General features: G+C 57.1%; 11 protein-coding genes, 2 tRNA genes and 1 pseudogene. 5 read left to right on the forward strand and 9 right to left on the reverse strand.

Going from position 1 to position 16652, the window contains the following annotated elements; all coding sequences use genetic code 11:
- Positions 1-16: 16 nt before the first annotated feature.
- Together HH216_RS16085 and HH216_RS16090 are read left to right on the forward strand one after the other, a co-directional pair.
- Positions 17-3181: an efflux RND transporter permease subunit gene (locus tag HH216_RS16085; protein WP_169551730.1), complete on the forward strand. Its 3165-nt coding sequence runs from the start codon at positions 17-19 to the stop codon at positions 3179-3181.
- Positions 3174-4610 carry a TolC family protein gene (locus tag HH216_RS16090; RefSeq protein ID WP_169551731.1) on the forward strand — a complete coding sequence of 479 codons (1437 nt, stop codon included), beginning with the start codon at positions 3174-3176 and terminating at the stop codon, positions 4608-4610. Before HH216_RS16085 ends, HH216_RS16090 begins: the two co-directional genes overlap by 8 nt.
- A 94-nt stretch (positions 4611-4704) precedes the next feature.
- On the opposite strand, the gene HH216_RS16095 is transcribed toward HH216_RS16090, so the two are convergent.
- From HH216_RS16095 to HH216_RS16115, 5 genes are all read right to left on the reverse strand, one after another.
- Positions 4705-4890 (reverse strand): hypothetical protein, encoded by a 186-nt coding sequence (locus HH216_RS16095; protein WP_169551732.1) that lies wholly within the window; start codon positions 4888-4890, stop codon positions 4705-4707.
- 41 nt (positions 4891-4931) lie between these two features.
- Positions 4932-5492, reverse strand: a complete 561-nt coding sequence (locus HH216_RS16100; RefSeq protein WP_169551733.1) for a GNAT family N-acetyltransferase — start codon at positions 5490-5492, stop codon at positions 4932-4934.
- Positions 5493-5526: 34 nt separating this feature from the next.
- A complete protein-coding gene (locus tag HH216_RS16105) occupies positions 5527-5895 on the reverse strand; it encodes a DUF7674 family protein (protein ID WP_169551734.1) in 369 nt (122 codons plus the stop codon).
- A gap of 295 nt (positions 5896-6190) precedes the next feature.
- A complete protein-coding gene (locus tag HH216_RS16110; RefSeq protein WP_169551735.1) occupies positions 6191-6652 on the reverse strand; it encodes a hypothetical protein in 462 nt (153 codons plus the stop codon).
- Positions 6653-6891: 239 nt separating this feature from the next.
- A tRNA-Leu gene (locus HH216_RS16115) sits at positions 6892-6973 on the reverse strand.
- 151 nt (positions 6974-7124) lie between these two features.
- Between HH216_RS16115 and HH216_RS16120 the strand changes: the two genes are divergently transcribed.
- Positions 7125-7550: a DUF3127 domain-containing protein gene (locus HH216_RS16120; protein ID WP_169551736.1), complete on the forward strand. Its 426-nt coding sequence runs from the start codon at positions 7125-7127 to the stop codon at positions 7548-7550.
- A gap of 45 nt (positions 7551-7595) precedes the next feature.
- On the opposite strand, the gene HH216_RS16125 is transcribed toward HH216_RS16120, so the two are convergent.
- Positions 7596-7668: transfer RNA gene (locus tag HH216_RS16125), tRNA-Lys, on the reverse strand.
- 73 nt (positions 7669-7741) lie between these two features.
- On the opposite strand from HH216_RS16125, the gene HH216_RS16130 reads away from it, so the two are divergent.
- The gene (locus tag HH216_RS16130; RefSeq protein WP_254448457.1) at positions 7742-8467 is read left to right on the forward strand and encodes a hypothetical protein; all 726 of its coding nucleotides are present in this window, start codon (positions 7742-7744) and stop codon (positions 8465-8467) included.
- A gap of 84 nt (positions 8468-8551) precedes the next feature.
- Here the strand turns inward: HH216_RS16130 and HH216_RS16135 are convergent, their stop codons facing one another.
- The gene (locus HH216_RS16135) at positions 8552-9361 is read right to left on the reverse strand and encodes an SDR family oxidoreductase (protein WP_169551738.1); all 810 of its coding nucleotides are present in this window, start codon (positions 9359-9361) and stop codon (positions 8552-8554) included.
- 27 nt (positions 9362-9388) lie between these two features.
- Positions 9389-11638, reverse strand: a complete 2250-nt coding sequence (locus tag HH216_RS16140; RefSeq protein WP_169551739.1) for a gliding motility-associated C-terminal domain-containing protein — start codon at positions 11636-11638, stop codon at positions 9389-9391.
- Between the two features lie 141 nt (positions 11639-11779).
- Here HH216_RS16140 and rlmD point away from each other — a divergent pair.
- Positions 11780-13235, forward strand: a pseudogene (gene rlmD / locus HH216_RS16145) (23S rRNA (uracil(1939)-C(5))-methyltransferase RlmD).
- 70 nt (positions 13236-13305) lie between these two features.
- Here the strand turns inward: rlmD and HH216_RS16150 are convergent.
- A complete protein-coding gene (locus HH216_RS16150) occupies positions 13306-16464 on the reverse strand; it encodes a TonB-dependent receptor (RefSeq protein WP_169551740.1) in 3159 nt (1052 codons plus the stop codon).
- Positions 16465-16652 lie beyond the last annotated feature (188 nt).

Below are 16652 nucleotides of genomic sequence, written 5' to 3' on the forward strand. Positions count from 1 at the left end.
TCTAAAATCAGAAGACATGTTCACAAAATTCATCAAACGACCCGTATTCGCGATCGTGATCTCGGTCATGATCGTCTTTGTCGGGGTGCTGGCGATCAAGAAACTGCCGATTTCGCAGTTTCCCGACATTGCCCCCACCACGGTCAACATCTTCATTGACTATCCCGGATCGAGCGCCGACGTACTGGTTAAATCGACGCTGATTACGCTGGAGCAGGCCCTCAACGGGGTGCAGGATATGCGCTACATCGCTACCGACGCCACCAGTGCCGGTGAAGCCACCCTCCGGATCATCTTCGAACCCGGCACCGACCCCAACGACGCCGTCGTTCGGGTAAAAACGCGTGTCGACCAGGTGATGCCGCTGCTGCCCGAACTGGTACAGCGCGAAGGGGTTATCATCACCCCGATTCAGCCGAGTATGCTGATGTACGTCAACCTCTTCTCGACGGCCAAGAACATCGACGAAAAGTTCCTGTTCAACTACGCCACGGTGAAGATGATCCCCGAAATCCAGCGGACGAAGGGTATTGCGCGGGCGCAGATTCTGGGTAGCCGCCGGTACGCTATGCGCGTATGGCTGAACCCCGACCGGATGCGGGCCTACAACATTTCCGTGGAGGAAGTGATGAAGGCAATGGGCGAACAAAGCATCATTGGGCGGCCGGGCCGACTCGGGCAAAGCTCCGGTATCGCGGCTCAGTCGCTGGAATACGTACTGACCTACAAGGGCCGGTATAGCGACCCGAAAGAGTACGAAGGCATTATTATCCGGGCCAACTCGGCGGGGGAAAGCATTCACCTGCGCGACATTGCCCGCGTCGAACTGGGTAGCGAATTCGTCAACATCTACTCCAACCTCGACGGCCACCCGTCGGCGGCTATCGTCCTGCGGCAGAACTACGGCAGTAACGCCAGCGACGTAATCGACGAAGTAAAAGAGAAGCTGGAAGTGATGAAAGAGTCGTTCCCGCCGGGTGTCGACTACAAAATCAGCTACGACGTATCGAACTTCCTAGACGCGTCGATCGAGCAGGTTATCGATACGCTGCGCGACGCCTTTATCCTGGTGGCCCTCGTCGTGTTCCTGTTCCTGGGCGACTGGCGGTCGACGCTCATCCCGATTCTGGCGGTGCCGGTGTCGCTGATTGGTGCCTTCTTCGTGATTCAGGCGTTCGGTTTGTCCATCAACCTGATTACGCTCTTCGCCCTTGTACTGGCTATCGGTATCGTGGTCGATGATGCCATTGTGGTGGTCGAGGCCGTGCACGCCAAGATGGAGGAAAAGCCGTATCTGACGCCCTTTGGGGCCGTTAAGCAGGTGCTGGGCGAAATCAGCGGAGCCATTATCGCCATCACGCTCGTCATGGTGTCGGTATTCCTGCCGATCTCGTTCATGACCGGCCCGGTCGGTACGTTCTACCGGCAGTTCTCGATCACAATGGCCAGTTCGATCGTTATCTCGGCCCTGATCGCCCTGACGCTGACGCCCGTACTGTGCGCCATGCTGCTGAAAAATCACCACGGCCATCCGCCGAAGAAAAACCTGCTGACCCGCGCCATCGATGGCTTCAACCGGCGATTCGACAAGCTGACCGGCTGGTATGTGGGTATTCTGAAGCTGATCGTGAGCCGGCGCGTGCTGACGTTCCTGATTCTGGGCGGCTTCTGCGTGGGTATTTTCCTCGAAAACCAGGTGCTGCCAGCGGGTTTCATCCCGAACGAAGACCAGAGTACGATCTACGCCATCATCCAGACCCCGCCGGGCTCGACGCTGGAGCAGACCAACCAGGTATCACGGCGGTTGCAGAAGATTTGCGAAGAAGTGCCGGGTATCGAGTCCGTATCGTCGCTGGCGGGTTACGAGATCATGACCGAGGGTCGGGGTTCCAACGCCGGTACCTGTCTGATCAACCTCAAAACGTGGTCGCAGCGGGATAAGAACGTGAAAGAGATCATGGAAGAGCTGGAAGGCAAAACCCGTAATCTGGGCGCGACCATCGAGTTCTTCGAGCCACCGGCCATTCCCGGCTTTGGTACATCCGGCGGTTTCTCGATGCGTCTGCTCGACAAAAACACGGATACCGACTACAGCGAGTTCGACAAGATCAACAAGGAGTTCATGGCTAACCTGGCCAAGCGCCCCGAGCTGACGGGTCTGTTCACCTTCTTCGCGGCCAACTATCCGCAGTACGAACTGGAAATCGACAACCAGCTGGCGATGCAGAAAGGCGTGTCGATCGGTAAGGCGATGGACAACCTGAACATCCTGATCGGTAGTACCTACGAGCAAGGGTTTATCAAGTACAACCAGTTCTTCAAGGTATATGTGCAGTCGGACCCCAGTTTCCGCCGGTTACCGTCTGACCTGCTGAACCTGTTCGTGAAAAACGACGAGGGTGAAATGGTGCCGTACTCGGCCTTTATGAAGCTGAAGAAAGGGCAGGGACCAAACGAGATTACCCGGTTCAACCTGTACAACTCGTCGGCTATTCAGGGTTTGCCCGCCAAAGGCTACACCACCGCCGATGCCATTGCGGCCATCCGGGAGGTAGCGGCCAAGACGCTGCCGAAAGGCTACGACGTGGCTTTTGAAGGCTTGTCGTACGACGAATCCATCCGGGGCAACGAGTCGCTGGTTGTGTTCCTGATCGTGATTGCCTTCGTATACATGGTACTGGCGGCTCAGTACGAAAGCTTCATCATTCCGCTGGCGGTACTGTTCTCGCTGCCGGTCGGGATCTTCGGTTCGTTCTTCACGCTGCAACTGCTGGGGCTGGAAAACAACATCTACGCCCAGATCGGTCTGATCATGCTTATCGGTCTGCTCGGTAAAAACGCCGTACTGATCGTGGAATTCGCCGTGCAGAAACGAGCGGAGGGGGCCACGATTCTCAACGCAGCTATCGAAGGGGCAAAGGTTCGTTTTCGCCCGATTCTGATGACCTCGTTTGCCTTCGTCGCCGGTCTGATTCCGCTGATTATCGCGACGGGTGCCGGGGCCATCGGTAACCGGACCATCGGGGCGTCGGCGCTGGGGGGTATGTTGTTCGGTACCATTTTTGGGGTCGTCATCATCCCCGGTCTGTACTACATATTCGCCCACCTGGCCGACGGCCGGAAGCTGATCCGGGGTGAAGAAGAAATGCCATTAACTGAAGAAATCGAGCACCATGTTTAAACGAATTGCCACAATAGGTCTGGGCGTTGTTGGGCTGTCGGTTGCCTTCACAGCCTGCAAAACCCCGGCTCTGGTCGTTAAGAATGAAAACCGCGCCGTTCCGGTCAACTACAACACCCGGACCGGGGAGGACTCGCTGAATACCGGGCTGATGCAATGGCAGCAGTTCTTCACCGATCCAAACCTTGATTCGCTGATTTCTCAGGCCCTGCGTAACAACCAGGAACTGAACATCACGACGCAGGAACTGACGCTGGCCCAGAACGAGGCCAACGCCCGCCGGGGGGAATACATGCCCTTCGTGGGCCTGCGCGCCGAAGCCGGTGTCGACCGGCCGGGCCGCTACACGCTGCAAGGGGCCACGGAAGAAGCCCTGACCATCCGGGATCGCAAGATCCCGGATCCGCTGTCGAACTTCGCCATCGGTGGTGTTGCCAGCTGGGAAGTCGATATCTGGCGCAGGCTGCGCAACGCCCGGCAGTCGGCTATTCTGCGGTATCAGGCCAGCACTGAAGGTCGGAACTTCATGATTACCAACCTGATCGGAGAAATAGCATCGTCGTACTACGAACTGCTGGCCTACGATAATCAGCTGGTAATTCTGAAGGAAAACATCGAGATTCAGAGCAACGCCCTCCGCATCGTTCGCATTCAGAAGGAAGCCGCCCGCGTGACCGAACTGGCCGTACGCCGGTTTGAAGCGCAGGTGCTGAACACCCGTGAGCGGCAGTTTACGGTGCAGCAGCGGATCGTGGAAACGGAAAACCGGATCAACTTCCTCGTCGGTCGGTATCCGCAGCCCGTAGCCCGGACGACGCAGTCGTTCGCGACGATGATGCCCGCCATCATGCACGCGGGTATCCCGTCGCAGCTGCTGGCCAACCGCCCCGACATCAAACGGGCTGAGCTGGACCTGGCCGCTGCCAAACTCGACGTACAGGTGGCCCGCGCCAATTTCTACCCCCGGCTCGATATCAATGCCGGCCTTGGGTTTGCCGCGTTCAATCCGATGTTCATCCTGTCGACGCCCCAGTCGCTGATGTATTCGCTGGTGGGTGGGCTAACGGCTCCGCTGGTCAACCGGATCGGCATCAAGTCGGTGTATCAAAGCGCCAACGCCCGGCAGACGCAGGCCGTTTACAACTACGAACGGACCATCCTGAACGCGTACGTTGAAGTAGCCAACCAACTGGCGAATATCAACAACCTGCAAAGCAGCTACGACCTGAAAACGCAGGAAGTGCTGGCCCTGACCCAGTCGACTGACATCGCTAATACGCTGTTTGGTAACGCCCGTGCCGACTACATGGAGGTACTGCTTACCCAGCGGGAAGCCCTCGATGCCCGCTTCGATCAGGTCGACACCCGGCAGCAGCAGATGATGGCTGTTATCAATATCTACCGCGCCCTCGGTGGCGGCTGGCGATAACTAGTGCAGCATAACGACAACGCCCCCCTGCTCATCGAACAGGGGGGCGTTGTCGTTATAAACGGTTGAGAGCGGGAGAGAGACCGGCCGACGGTTAATCGGTATATCGTTTGACCAGCTTGAAGAACAGCCCAACGAGCAGGATGCCAATGAGTTTGCCCAGCAGGTTCCAGCCCGCCGGCCAGCCCGGTTTGGGTAGCCGGGCAAAGCCGGTAAAGAGTCCATACAGCACGGCGAGCAAACAAGCCATGCCCACCAGCAACACCAGAAACCTAGTCATGATCGCATCGGCAGTTGCTTACCGGGATTTTCTCAACGGGATTAGGCGCACCCGCCGGTAGCCGGAACCGCACTATCAAACAGCATCCCCGTACACAGGCAGTATTTGCCGCCCGTTCGGGCCAGTATGTCGCAGTTCCGGCAGGTGGCGCACTGCTGCCAGAACTGAGCATCGTGGGTCAGTTCCGAGAAGGCTACCGGCCGGAAGCCAAGCTCCCTGTTCAGGTCCATGACGAGTTGACCGGTGGTGATACTGAACAGTTTGGTATCGGGAAATAGCCGACGACTCAGGGTGAACAGTGCCTGCTTCAGTCGATGTGCCACACCCTGATGCCGGAAGTCGGGGGCCACGATCAGGCCCGACTGCGACACAAACGCACCATTGTCCCAAGTGTCGAGGTACGTAAAGCCGACCCACCGTCCGTCGGGTAGGGTGGCGATAATGGCGGTGCCCGCCTGCATTTTTTGCCGGATATAGTCTGGCGTGCGACCGGCAATACCGGTGCCCCGGTCCTGGGCACTCAGCTGCATCTGCTGACAGATCGACTCGGCCTGCATCAGGTGCTCAGCGGAGGCAACGCAGATAGTATAGTCAGTAAACATGATAATGAAGCCTGAATGGCTTTTTCGTGGCTGATTACGGAAGACAGGAGGTGATCTGACGACGATACTCGGCCCTGAGCGCCTTCGGCAGCAGATAATGAATAACCTCCGCCCGGGCGTCCCGCTTGTCCAGCAGGCGGCTCAGCTGAAAGACGTACACCGAGCAGACGGCATTGCTGATTCGGGGTTCTGCATGAAGCAGCAGGTCTTCGGCGGCAAGTAAACAGTGCTTCACGGCCCTGAATCGATTCTGGTGGGCCAGCACGGAGGTGACTTCGCAGAGCTTATGCAGGGTCACGAACACGCTGGTTCCGCCCGGCAGCGCTTTAAACGTAGCAGCGGCCTCCGGAATTTGTTCGGCTAATAGCTGCCGTAAATTGGTTTGATCGATGGTTGTACGCATGGCCTGATTGATTTGTCAACACCGTGTGCCAACAGCAGGCCAGTTCAGTCAGGAAACGGGTAATGCGCTATTAATCTGACCGGTAGAAAATGGACGGTGATCGACGGCAGCGTAAAGACTACCATATTGGTCAACTAGCTTTTCCATTTCGGTAGGGTTGCCTGATTCGCCCCTGTGAACTGGCGGTAGAAACAGGCCCGTTCAGCTGCATACCCGCCCCATACATAGTTCGGCCGCCCTGCCTGGGTAGCAGAACGGCCGAATCGCGATTGGTGTGGATAGAAGAAATAGGCTGTTACTGACTGTCGCCCGTCAGGGCGGGTTGCAGATTTGTGAGCACGCTGAGCCGGGTTGGTTTCTCAAAGTCGCCGGGCGTTCCCCTGCCCGAAAACAGCCGGTAGCTGGTTACATCTTTCTGATCTTCGTTGGGCAATGCAGAGTCAACTTCGTAGGTGAACTCAAAGGTGAGTGGTGCTTCCGTACTGAGCACGGCATAAAGACCGTCGAAGAGCGTATTGTCGCCCCACAGCGTTAGGGAGCGCGGGTCGAAGTTGGCCCCGGCGAGGTTGTTGGCGTGCCCAACGCTGGGCTGGGCAAAATTGGTCTTGAAGAACAGGATGACGGCATTGAAGCGGATACCGTGCGATAGGTCGGGACTGGTCAGGCTGACGGTCCGGCGAAGGCCATCGGTAGCCTGGCTAACGGACACCTCGTACGATTCAACGGTAAATTTCTCGGTTTTGACAGTGATCGGCATAGCGGTAAGGAGTTATGCTCCCTTTGTCGCTAATCAACAGATCGCGGGTAACAGTCCGCCGAAAAGTAATGGTAGCGTATAAGTCAGCTACTGACGTGCATTATGGTACCTGCCGAAGCAACAGATCATTGGTAATCGAGTCGCGATGGGAGTAGGGGAGCTGCGGGTACACGGTTTCGACAGAAAATGAAGAAGCCCTGTAATCGCTTGTATTACAGGGCTTCTTCGTACTTTAAGTGTGACCACGAGTGGACTCGAACCACCATGCCTTGCAGCACCACCCCCTCAAGATGGCGTGTCTACCAATTTCACCACGTGGCCATTCCGTGATTGTGGGTGCAAACATAGGGAATTGTGGCTCTATTGCCAAATACGGCCCGTTTTCTTTTTGGATTTTTGGTTTCGAACAGCCCTTATCCGGCTAAAATTTCGTACTTTTATCTTTCCAATTACCTGTTAAACACGTTGTCTTATGGCACTGGAATTAGTCGGAAAACTCATAAAAACACTGCCCGAAGTATCGGGTCAAAGCCAAAAGGGCCCCTGGAGCAAGCAGGAGTTCGTACTCGAAACGCTGGATAGTCAATACCCGAAAAAGGTGTGTCTGACGGCCTGGGGCGAGAAGGTAAATGACCTGAAACAATTTGCCACGGGCGATACGCTGAAGGCGACGTTCAGTGCTGAATCGCGGGAATACAACGACCGCTGGTACACCGAACTGCGGGCCTTCCGCATTGAAATTGCCGAAGGTGAAGCGGCAGCGCCATCAGCACCCGCTGGCGGTGGGTATTCGTCGCGCCCGGCACAGTCTGCGCCGGCTTCGGCACCGAGCAAGCCAGCAGCTGCGTCGTTCAACAGTGCGTTTGACGACGACGAAAGCAACGACCTGCCTTTCTAAGGTAAGCCAATAAAAAAAGCCGCTTTTAAAGCGGCTTTTTTCGTGTGATCCGGCTGGGATTCGAACCCAGGACCCATACATTAAAAGTGTATTGCTCTACCAGCTGAGCTACCAGATCAGAAGGTCGTTGACTCGTATGACGAAACCCGTTTCCCTGATTGTGGTGCAAAAGTATGCCCTTAATTGGTCCAATGCAAGCCTTTGTCCTTAAAATAAGCCTATTTCTTTCATTGCTGATGGCGTCGGGCGCGTGGGCCGCTGACCGGGCCGACACGTTGCGTCGAGCCGATTCGCTCTTTGCCGCTGATGCTCAATCGGATGCGGCCCGGCTCTACGAAGCGGTACTGTCGGGGGGCTTCATCCCGACGGATGCCATGCTGCTGAAATTAGCCAGTGCTGCCGAACGGCAGAGCGACGTGCCGCACCTGTTATACTACCTGCAAATTTATTTCGACCGCCACCCCGACGATGCGGTGCTGCGCCGGATGAACGACATTGCGCGGACCAATAACCTGGGGGGCTACGAAACCGACGACCTCAATTATTTCTACCTGTTCTACAAACAGTACGGTATTTACTTCCAGCTGTTCCTGCTGGCACTGGCGATGTATTCGTTTGGGGTACTACTGACAAAATCACTGCGTCAGCAACCCATCCCCGCCCGGCAGAAGTGGGTGCTGCTGATCTATCTGATAGGCCTGTTGCTGTTTGTGAATCTGCCGCGCGGAGTTCGGTCTGGCATTACCAGCCACGACCGGGTGTTGCTCCGCACCGACCCCTCAGCCGCAGCACCCGTTGCCGAAGTGATCAGCCGGGGCAACAAACTCAATATCATCGGCAGCCGTGACATCTACCTCCGCGTCCGCTGGCGCAGTCAGTGGTACTACGTCCGCCAGGATCAGGTGTGGGTGATATGAATGATAGAGTGAGAGAATGATGGAATGAGTGAATGAATGGTTTGCGCCAGCCCTATTCACTCATTCCATCATTCTTTCACTCTATCATTGTTTAAGCGGTGAGTCTTTTTCCTTCGCGAGGGTGTTGTAGACCATTTTGTCCATGAAGGCGGGGAGGAGTTTGTTGAGGAAGACGGTGAGTTTGCCCTGACCGGTCAGGATCAGTTCGCGCTTGCGGGATTTTACCGCGCGGAGAATGTGGTCGGCGCACTCTTCGGCACTCATCATGCTTTCTTCGTCGCGCATCGTCTCGCCCTTTGCCTGTCCGTGGGCGTCGAGGGCGGCAACGCGGATGTTGGAGGCTGTGAAGCCGGGGCAGGCCGTCAGGACGTGAACGCCCGTGTGCAGCAGTTCCGTCCGCACGGCTTCCAGAAAGCCATTCATCGCAAACTTCGAGGCCGAATACCCCGCCCGGACGGGCAGACCCCGGAAGCCCGCAATCGACGAAATACCGACGATCGAGCCTTTGGCCTGGATGATGTGCGGCAGAGCGTAGCGCGTTGCGTAAACGGTGCCCATGAAGTTGATGTCCATCACTTTCTGAATCACAGCCGGGTCGGTGTCGATTAGCATGGAGCGCATCGAAATACCGGCGTTGTTAATCAGAATGTCGAGTCGGCCGAAGTGGGCGATGGTCTGATCGATCAGCTGCTTCACGTCGGCTTCCACGCTGACGTCGGCGGTGAGGGCTAGTACGGTGATGCCTGCCTGCTCAAGTTCGGCGCGGACGGTGGCGAGTGCAGCCGCGTTGCGGGCGCAGATAACGATGCGGGCACCTTCGCGGCCAAAGGCAAACGCCATCGCTTTGCCAATACCCGACGACGCGCCGGTGATGAGTACAATCTTATCCTTCATTGTACCGCGAAGATACGCATTCTGGCATCAGCGGATAAGCGTCACCGGCCCTTTAAACGTGCGTTTCGTTGTCTGGAGGAAGTAATAGTAAGTTCCCGTCGGCATGTCGGCTCCGTCCCAGGCGAATTTAGGATCACGCGAGGTAAAGACGATCCGCCCGTAGCGGTTGCTGATTTCTACACTCTTGAACTGTTCGGCGCAGGCATTGTCGGGCAGATTTTTCACCGTAAACACATCGTTCATACCGTCGCCGTTGGGGGTAAACACGTTCGGTACGGTAATCTCAGCGTTGACCGACTGATCTTTGATAACGAACGTGACAGTGGTAACGGCGGTATGCTGCGGCTGGCACGACCGGTCGTCGGCGGTGAAGTCGACCACAAACGTCGCTTCTGATTTGCCGCCCAGCAGTTCGCAGGTCGGTTTCCAGTCGAACGGCGAGGTCAGCGCGGCCCGGCCGGTTTTGCCCGTAAAATTCATGCCTGCCGCTTTCATGTCGAAGCCGCGCCCGACGCCCGTCAGCAGCAGCGTATCCCGGTCGGGGTCGTCGCCGGTCACGACAAACGAGCTGCCCCCCGCCTGCGGATCGGTACTGACCAGCATCGTCACCGTTTGCTGCGACAGCGACGTGCGTACGCTGGGCGGCTGACTGGGTAAACCAACCGCCCCCAGATTGACCGTGACCGTATCGCGCAGGGTACTGTTGCAGCGGGTATCGGTCACGACGAAATCGACCAGGTACTCGGCACGTGTCGCGTCGGTACAGCCGGGTTTCCACACGAACGGATTCGACACTTTGCCTACGCCCGATGCGGACCCGAACGACATACCGGCCTGCGCCAGGGTGAAGCCGCGCCCAACGGCCTGAATGCTGATGTTGTCGTTGTCGACGTCGGTCCCGAAGGCGGTAAAACTCAGCGACGAGCCGACCGTTACGCGGCCCCGGTTGTTGATCAGGTTGGTCGTGGCTTTGGGCTTGTTGTTGGCCGAGCCGATGAGTTGCAGCCGGATCATCAGCGTGTCGCTCAGGCCCTGCGGACAACCTTCGTCGGTAGCCCGGATCAGCAGCGTAACCGGTCCGCCGTTGCCCACGCACCGCCCAAAGCAGAACTGCGTCTGGAGGGTGTCGTGGGTGGTTTTGGTTTGCAGCACACCGGGCGTCAGCGTCAGGCCGGGCAGCGATCCGCTCATGTTCGTGATCGTAATGCGCTGATTCGCTTCCGTATCGGTCACGTACAGGCTCAGGCAATTGGTGTCTTTTTCGGCCAGCGTCACCAGCGTGCCTTCCCGGTAAAAATCCTTTTGGCCATTCAGCTTGAACAGCAGCTGGGGCGGCTCATTTTTGGGGCAGTCGATGACTTTCAGCTGGAAGTCGCGCCGGACGCGGCCGATGCGAACGCCCCGGCGGTATTCATCGACTTCAACCGAAAACACGTACAGCCCGGCCCGGTCGGCGGTTACGCTGAGCAGCCCCGTCCGGGGGTTGACCTGTAGGGGTGCCGTGCCGGGAATTTCGTTGGCTGTCGAGATGCCGGTTATCCAGCGAACATCGGGGTAGGGGCCGGGGTTGGCGATAGCGGCTGCTCCGAAACTAGGCAGGCCGGGGTTGGGTACCGTCGCTGTGCTGAACCCGTTGTACGGTGTTACGAGCTTGTACGTCAGGCTGTCGCCGTCGGGGTCTTTGGCTCCGAAATCAAACGTAAACGGCCGGCCGATGCAGATGTAGTCGCCCTTCGCCACGCCAAACACGGGCGACGAATTGGTGTAGGGTGTGGTGCCGACGTAGGGAGCCGGAAACTCCAGATAAAAGGCCGACCCCGCTCCGCCGGGATTAGTGATATTGCTGATGACATTGTTGCGGCAGCAGCGTTCCCAGCTCATGTAATAACCGCCGGGGTCGTTGAGGTTCTGGGAAAGGGTGACGTCGGCACTGTAGCGGATCAGCTTCGTTTGCAGGTCGGTGCGGGCGCAGGTCGAGTTGCTGTAGGTAACGTTTTGGCTGCTTTGCCGTGCTACCTCCACGTTGCCCACCAGCACGTTGTCGCGCTTGCGAAAAACAAAGATCATTACGGAAATATCTTCCGCCTGCGGACTGCCGTTGACGACGTCGAAGTACAGATTCAGATTGATGCGGTGCGTGGCCGAGCTGTTGGTCAGCCGTTGCAGTTCCAGTTCGCCCCCCACAATATGCGTCGCCCGTGCCACCCCACCGCTAACCAGCCACAGGCCAGCCAGCGCACTCACCCACCACCATACGAACCGGTACATATTGAGCATAGAATCTAGTTAAGCTGTGCTGTTTAACGTTTGTGGTTTACTGTTTAAGGTTCGCTGATAGCTGCTAACATTAAACCTTGAACCACAAACCTTAAACTCCCCATCAAAAGGCTACGTAAATTAGCGGTTTTTAAGACAAGTATGCGGAGAAAAAATCATAAAGCCCCTGAACGACTGTACGCTGTAACTGTCGCCGATGTGGCGGCCGAAGGCAAGTGTATCGTACGGACTGACGAGGGCGTCATTTTTGTGGAAAATCCCACGGGCGGGCCGGGTGTTGCCCCCGGCGACGTGGTCGACCTGCGGGTTACGAACAAGAAAAAGCAGTACCGCGAAGCCGTCGCCGAGCGGGTACTGGAGCGGTCGGCACTGCGGACCGAGCCATTCTGCGAGCACTTCGGCACCTGCGGGGCTGTAAGTGGCAGCACATTCAGTACGACGAACAGCTACGCTTCAAACAGCAGCAGGTTGTCGATCACCTGACGCGTATTGGTAAGGTGGCTCTGCCCGCGATCCGGCCCATTCTGGCGGCTCACCCGACGGAGTATTACCGTAACAAACTGGAATTTACCTGCGCGGATGGCCGTTGGCTGACGCAGGCTGAAGCCGCCACCGACGAGCCGATGGATTTTCGCGCGGTGGGTTTTCACGTGCCGGGCCGGTTTGACAAGGTGCTGCCCATTCGCCACTGCTACCTCCAGCCCGACCCCTCGAACGCCATCCGGCAGGCCGTCACCGACTACGTATTTGCCAACGATATGAGTCTGTACAACCTGAAGCAGCACGTGGGCTTTCTCAGGACGCTGATTATCCGCACGGCGGGGGGCTGAACGGCGCACCGGGGCAGGTGATGGTAACGCTACAGGTGGCGCAGGATAACCCCGATCTGCTGGCTGGACTGATGGGTTTTCTGCAACGCGAATTCCCGCAGATCACGTCGCTGAACTACATTCTGAACACCAAGAAAAACGACAGCTACCAGGATCAGACGGTCATCAACTGGTCGGGCAAAGCGTACATCGAGGAGTTTATGGACGATGGCAGCGGTACCCCGCTGACGTTCCGGGTCGGGCCGAAGTCGTTTTACCAGACCAACGCGCAGCAGGCGTTCAACCTTTACAAAGTAGCCCGCGACTGGGCCGGCCTGACCGGTAACGAGCGCGTTTATGACCTGTACACCGGCACCGGCACCATTGCCCTGTTCGTGGCCCGGCGGGTGCGCGAAGTGGTAGGGGTGGAGTACGTTGAAGCGTCCGTTGCGGATGCGCGCGTCAACGCGCAGGTCAACGGCATCACCAACGCCAGTTTCCACGCGGGCGACATGCGCGACGTACTGACCGACGCATTCTTCGATCAGCACGGCCGCCCCGACGTCGTCATCACCGATCCGCCCCGCGCCGGGATGGACGAAGCCGTAACGCGCCAGCTGCTCAAAGCGGCTCCCGACCGCATCGTGTACGTCAGTTGTAACACCGCCACGCAGGCCCGCGACCTCGGTATTCTGGACGAAGCCTACGCCGTTGCCGACGTGCAGCCCGTCGATATGTTTCCGCACACGCACCACGTCGAAAACGTGGTGCTGCTGACGAAGCGATAAACGAAAAAGGCCAGTCTGACTCAACAGACTGGCCTTTTTTATAGTCGATGGTTCGCGCTAAGCGCTACGCTTAAAAACCGTAGCGTACGCCCAGCTGGAACTGATACGGGTTACCGCTCAGGTTCGATACACCCGCGTTGGTGTTCACGGCATACTTGTAGTTGTTCGTCGTGGCATCGAAGCCCGATCTGACCAGTAGCGAAGTAGCTCCCAGCGCGTGGTTGACACCCCACGATTTGTTGAGCAGATTGGCCGTATTGAACAGATCGCCCGACAGTTCGATGTACTGGTTGCGGAACGTTTTGACTTTGTAGGTCAGGCGCAGGTCGAGGGTTCCGTAGAACGGGTTTACCCCGCCGTTGCGCTCGGCAATCTTCCCGAAGCTGCTCCGGATGTAATCTTTCGCGCTGGTTTCCACGTTGGGGTTGTTCAGAATCGCGTTGATACCATCTTTCAGATACTGCGGTGTCTCGGCCTTGTTGGGGTCGTAGACGAAAGCCAGGTCGTTGGTTTCCACGAAGTCGCCGTTGATATTGCCGTTCACAACCATCGAGTAGCGCGTACCGCTCAGGCCCGAGAAGCGGAAGCCGAGGTTGAAGCCGTGGAAGGTAGGCGTATTACCGTAAACGACAACCTTGGTCCGGAACTGGTTGTCGGAGTAGTTCATCTGATTCAGCGTGCGGGGATCACCAGCCGTGTACTGAACCAGCGTAGCGGTATTGGCCACGTTACCGTTATACGAGGTGTTGTCCTGCGTGTCGTTCCAGGTGTACGAGAAGGCAATCTCGCCATCTTTGAAGTACCGGTAATTTCCGTCGACCACGACGGCCATCTGATTCACTCGACCCAGGCTTTCCAGCTCCAGTACCCGACCTACTTCGGTGGTTTTACGACCGAGTGTCCAGTTCTGCGACCCGTTTGACGTCAGGATAGACGACGCGGGTACGTACACCGGGCGGTTAGCTTCCTGCGACAGGGTGAAGTAAGGCTGATCGACCATGTTCTTGTCGACGTACGTGTAGTTGTTCCGCGCAAACGACATATAGCCCGCAATACTCATTCGGAAGTTGGGGCTGAAGAAGTGGCTATACGACCCGTTGAGCTTGTACACGGTCGGCACTTTCGCGTCTTTCCCGTTCATGTTGATCGTGTACAGCTTGGGCACGTTGGGGTTGTTGATCAGATCGATCCCCGGTGCCGAGGCCGGGTTCGCCCGGTAGGCCGGGAAGTTCGGCGTCGGGACCAGATTGCCCGTTACGTCGATGCTGGCGATGCGGCTACCGTCGAAAACCATGTTGTTGATCATGGAATACGGGTTGAGGGCCGATCCCAGAATACCGCCACCAACGCGGATAATGTCCCGGCCATCCTGCCGAATATCCCAGGTGGCCTGCACGCGTGGCTGTACTTGCAGCGTCGCCAGCTTGTTGTCGGTGCGCAGACCCAGCGTGTTGAATACCGTCTGGTTGAAGTTTGGTTTAGTCAGGTAATCGGTATAGTCGACCCGTACACCCGCCGTGACGTTCAGGCCGGGGGCCACGGTCGTCTGCGCCTGAGCGTACACGGTCGGCACCATCACGTTGAACTTCACATTCGGCGGATTGACCAGATACACGTCGCGCGTAAACCGGAAGGGAGCCAGATTGTCGAATGCCGTCAGGCCCGTGTACCAGAACCGGCCGTTTGTTTCACTACCATACACCGAATTCTGATTGCTGAACGTCAGCCCGCCACCGAAGGTAAAGTTGAACTGATTGGTGTTGACATACACGTTGTTGACCAGTTGAACGAGGTGGTTGTTGAAGTAGTCGCCACCGTACCGCTGACCGCCCAGCTGAATATTCGTGAGCAACGTCTTGGTCGAATCGGTCGGGTTAACAGACGCCACGTTCGCGACGGTAGCCCGTGGAATGTTGTCTGCCGGCAACTGTGGGTTGGTGTACATCTGGTTGTACTCCCAGAAGTGCTGAAGCTTGAGTTCATTGGTCACTTTCGGGCTGATCGTAGTCCGGAGCGACGCCAGCAAACTGTTGTTGCTGCTCTTACGGGTGCTGTACACCTCGTACATGTTGATGGTCGTATTATCATTGTCCGACTGGTTATCCAGATCGTAGATGTAGTTATCCCGGATCGTCAGCAGGTTTTTGGCGTTGATCTGCCAGTCGATCCGGCCAAACAACGCGTGCGTATTCTTGAAGCGGGTAAACAGCCCAAACTGGGGTTGGTTACCGACGCCGTACTTGCTGCGGGCGATGCTCAGAAACCGGTCTTCGGTGGCTTGCGTAACGTTGTAGCGCAGGGCGTCGGCGGTCGACTGGATCGGGGCAATTAGCAGCGGCTGCGTGCTGGCCTGCCGGTCCCAGGCCACGAAGAAGTGAAGCTTGTCTTTGATGATAGGGCCACCCAGCGAGAAGCCGTACTGCGCCGTCTTGAAGGGCAGATCCCGTCGCTGCTCATTCAGCCCGTATGGGCTTGAGAGCCAGCTCGTCCGCAGAAAGTTAAAGGCGCTTCCGGTAAGCTTGTTCGTTCCCGACTTGGTAACCGTGCTGATCGTACCACCACCGGCGTTTCCGTAGGTAACGTCGTACTGGTTGGTTACGACCTGAAATTCCCGAACGGCCTCTATCGTGATCGAATAAGCACCCGACGGCTGCCCACCGGCAATGGTGCTGCGCGCGGCCATACCGTCGATGGTGTAATTGGTCGCCGATCCCAGCTGTCCACCCAGACTGTTACCGGTGCTCAGGGGCGACAGGTCCGACAGGGTCGAGAAGTTCCGGCCGTTTACGGGTAGCCGGTTGATGTCTTTGGCGGTGACGGCTGTCGCGGTGCCGATGTTTTCAATCTTGTTGGCCAGCGAGTTCGCCGTAACGTCGACGGTAGCCAGTTCGTTGGCGTTGTCGACCAGTTTGAAGCTGACGCGCAGCAGATCGCCCTGATTGAGCGAAAAGCCCGTCTGTGTCTGCGTAGCCATCCCAATAAACTGAACGGTGATGGAGTAGGGCGAACCCAGCGGCAGTTCTTTCAGGCGAAATTCGCCTTTCTCGTTGGTTACCGTACCGGCCTTAAAACCGGTCGATTCATTCTTGACCTGAACAGTCGCCATTTCCAGCGGCTTCCCGTCCTGATCGATTACTTTCCCGTAGATACCCGCCAGATTCGTCTGGGCATTCACGGTGTGGCCTGCAATGAGGAGGATTGCAGCAATAAGCATTAAAAGTTTTTGCATTACCTGGGAGTTAGTTACCCCACAAAGGTGCTTACCCAACATTGCCTAGTCGTGACGTATACATTACCATAATTTGAACAAAACGGAGCCAACCGGGCTGGATATAACAGGGCGGTGAATTTGTAGTATTACGGCGAGAGGGCGGTAATTGACGATCGGGATGCGGCCAGCCACAAAGCAGGTGAGAA

It is taken from the genome of Spirosoma rhododendri, assembly GCF_012849055.1.
GTDB lineage: Bacteria > Bacteroidota > Bacteroidia > Cytophagales > Spirosomataceae > Spirosoma > Spirosoma rhododendri.

Coding starts and splice junctions, on each gene's coding strand:
- HH216_RS16085 (WP_169551730.1), top strand. CDS start 17: ATGTTCACAAAATTCATCAAACGACCCGTATTCGCGATCGTGATCTCG.
- HH216_RS16090 (WP_169551731.1), top strand. CDS start 3,174: ATGTTTAAACGAATTGCCACAATAGGTCTGGGCGTTGTTGGGCTGTCG.
- HH216_RS16095 (WP_169551732.1), bottom strand. CDS start 4,890: ATGACTAGGTTTCTGGTGTTGCTGGTGGGCATGGCTTGTTTGCTCGCC.
- HH216_RS16100 (WP_169551733.1), bottom strand. CDS start 5,492: ATGTTTACTGACTATACTATCTGCGTTGCCTCCGCTGAGCACCTGATG.
- HH216_RS16105 (WP_169551734.1), bottom strand. CDS start 5,895: ATGCGTACAACCATCGATCAAACCAATTTACGGCAGCTATTAGCCGAA.
- HH216_RS16110 (WP_169551735.1), bottom strand. CDS start 6,652: ATGCCGATCACTGTCAAAACCGAGAAATTTACCGTTGAATCGTACGAG.
- HH216_RS16120 (WP_169551736.1), top strand. CDS start 7,125: ATGGCACTGGAATTAGTCGGAAAACTCATAAAAACACTGCCCGAAGTA.
- HH216_RS16130 (WP_254448457.1), top strand. CDS start 7,742: ATGCAAGCCTTTGTCCTTAAAATAAGCCTATTTCTTTCATTGCTGATG.
- HH216_RS16135 (WP_169551738.1), bottom strand. CDS start 9,361: ATGAAGGATAAGATTGTACTCATCACCGGCGCGTCGTCGGGTATTGGC.
- HH216_RS16140 (WP_169551739.1), bottom strand. CDS start 11,638: ATGCTCAATATGTACCGGTTCGTATGGTGGTGGGTGAGTGCGCTGGCT.
- HH216_RS16150 (WP_169551740.1), bottom strand. CDS start 16,464: ATGCAAAAACTTTTAATGCTTATTGCTGCAATCCTCCTCATTGCAGGC.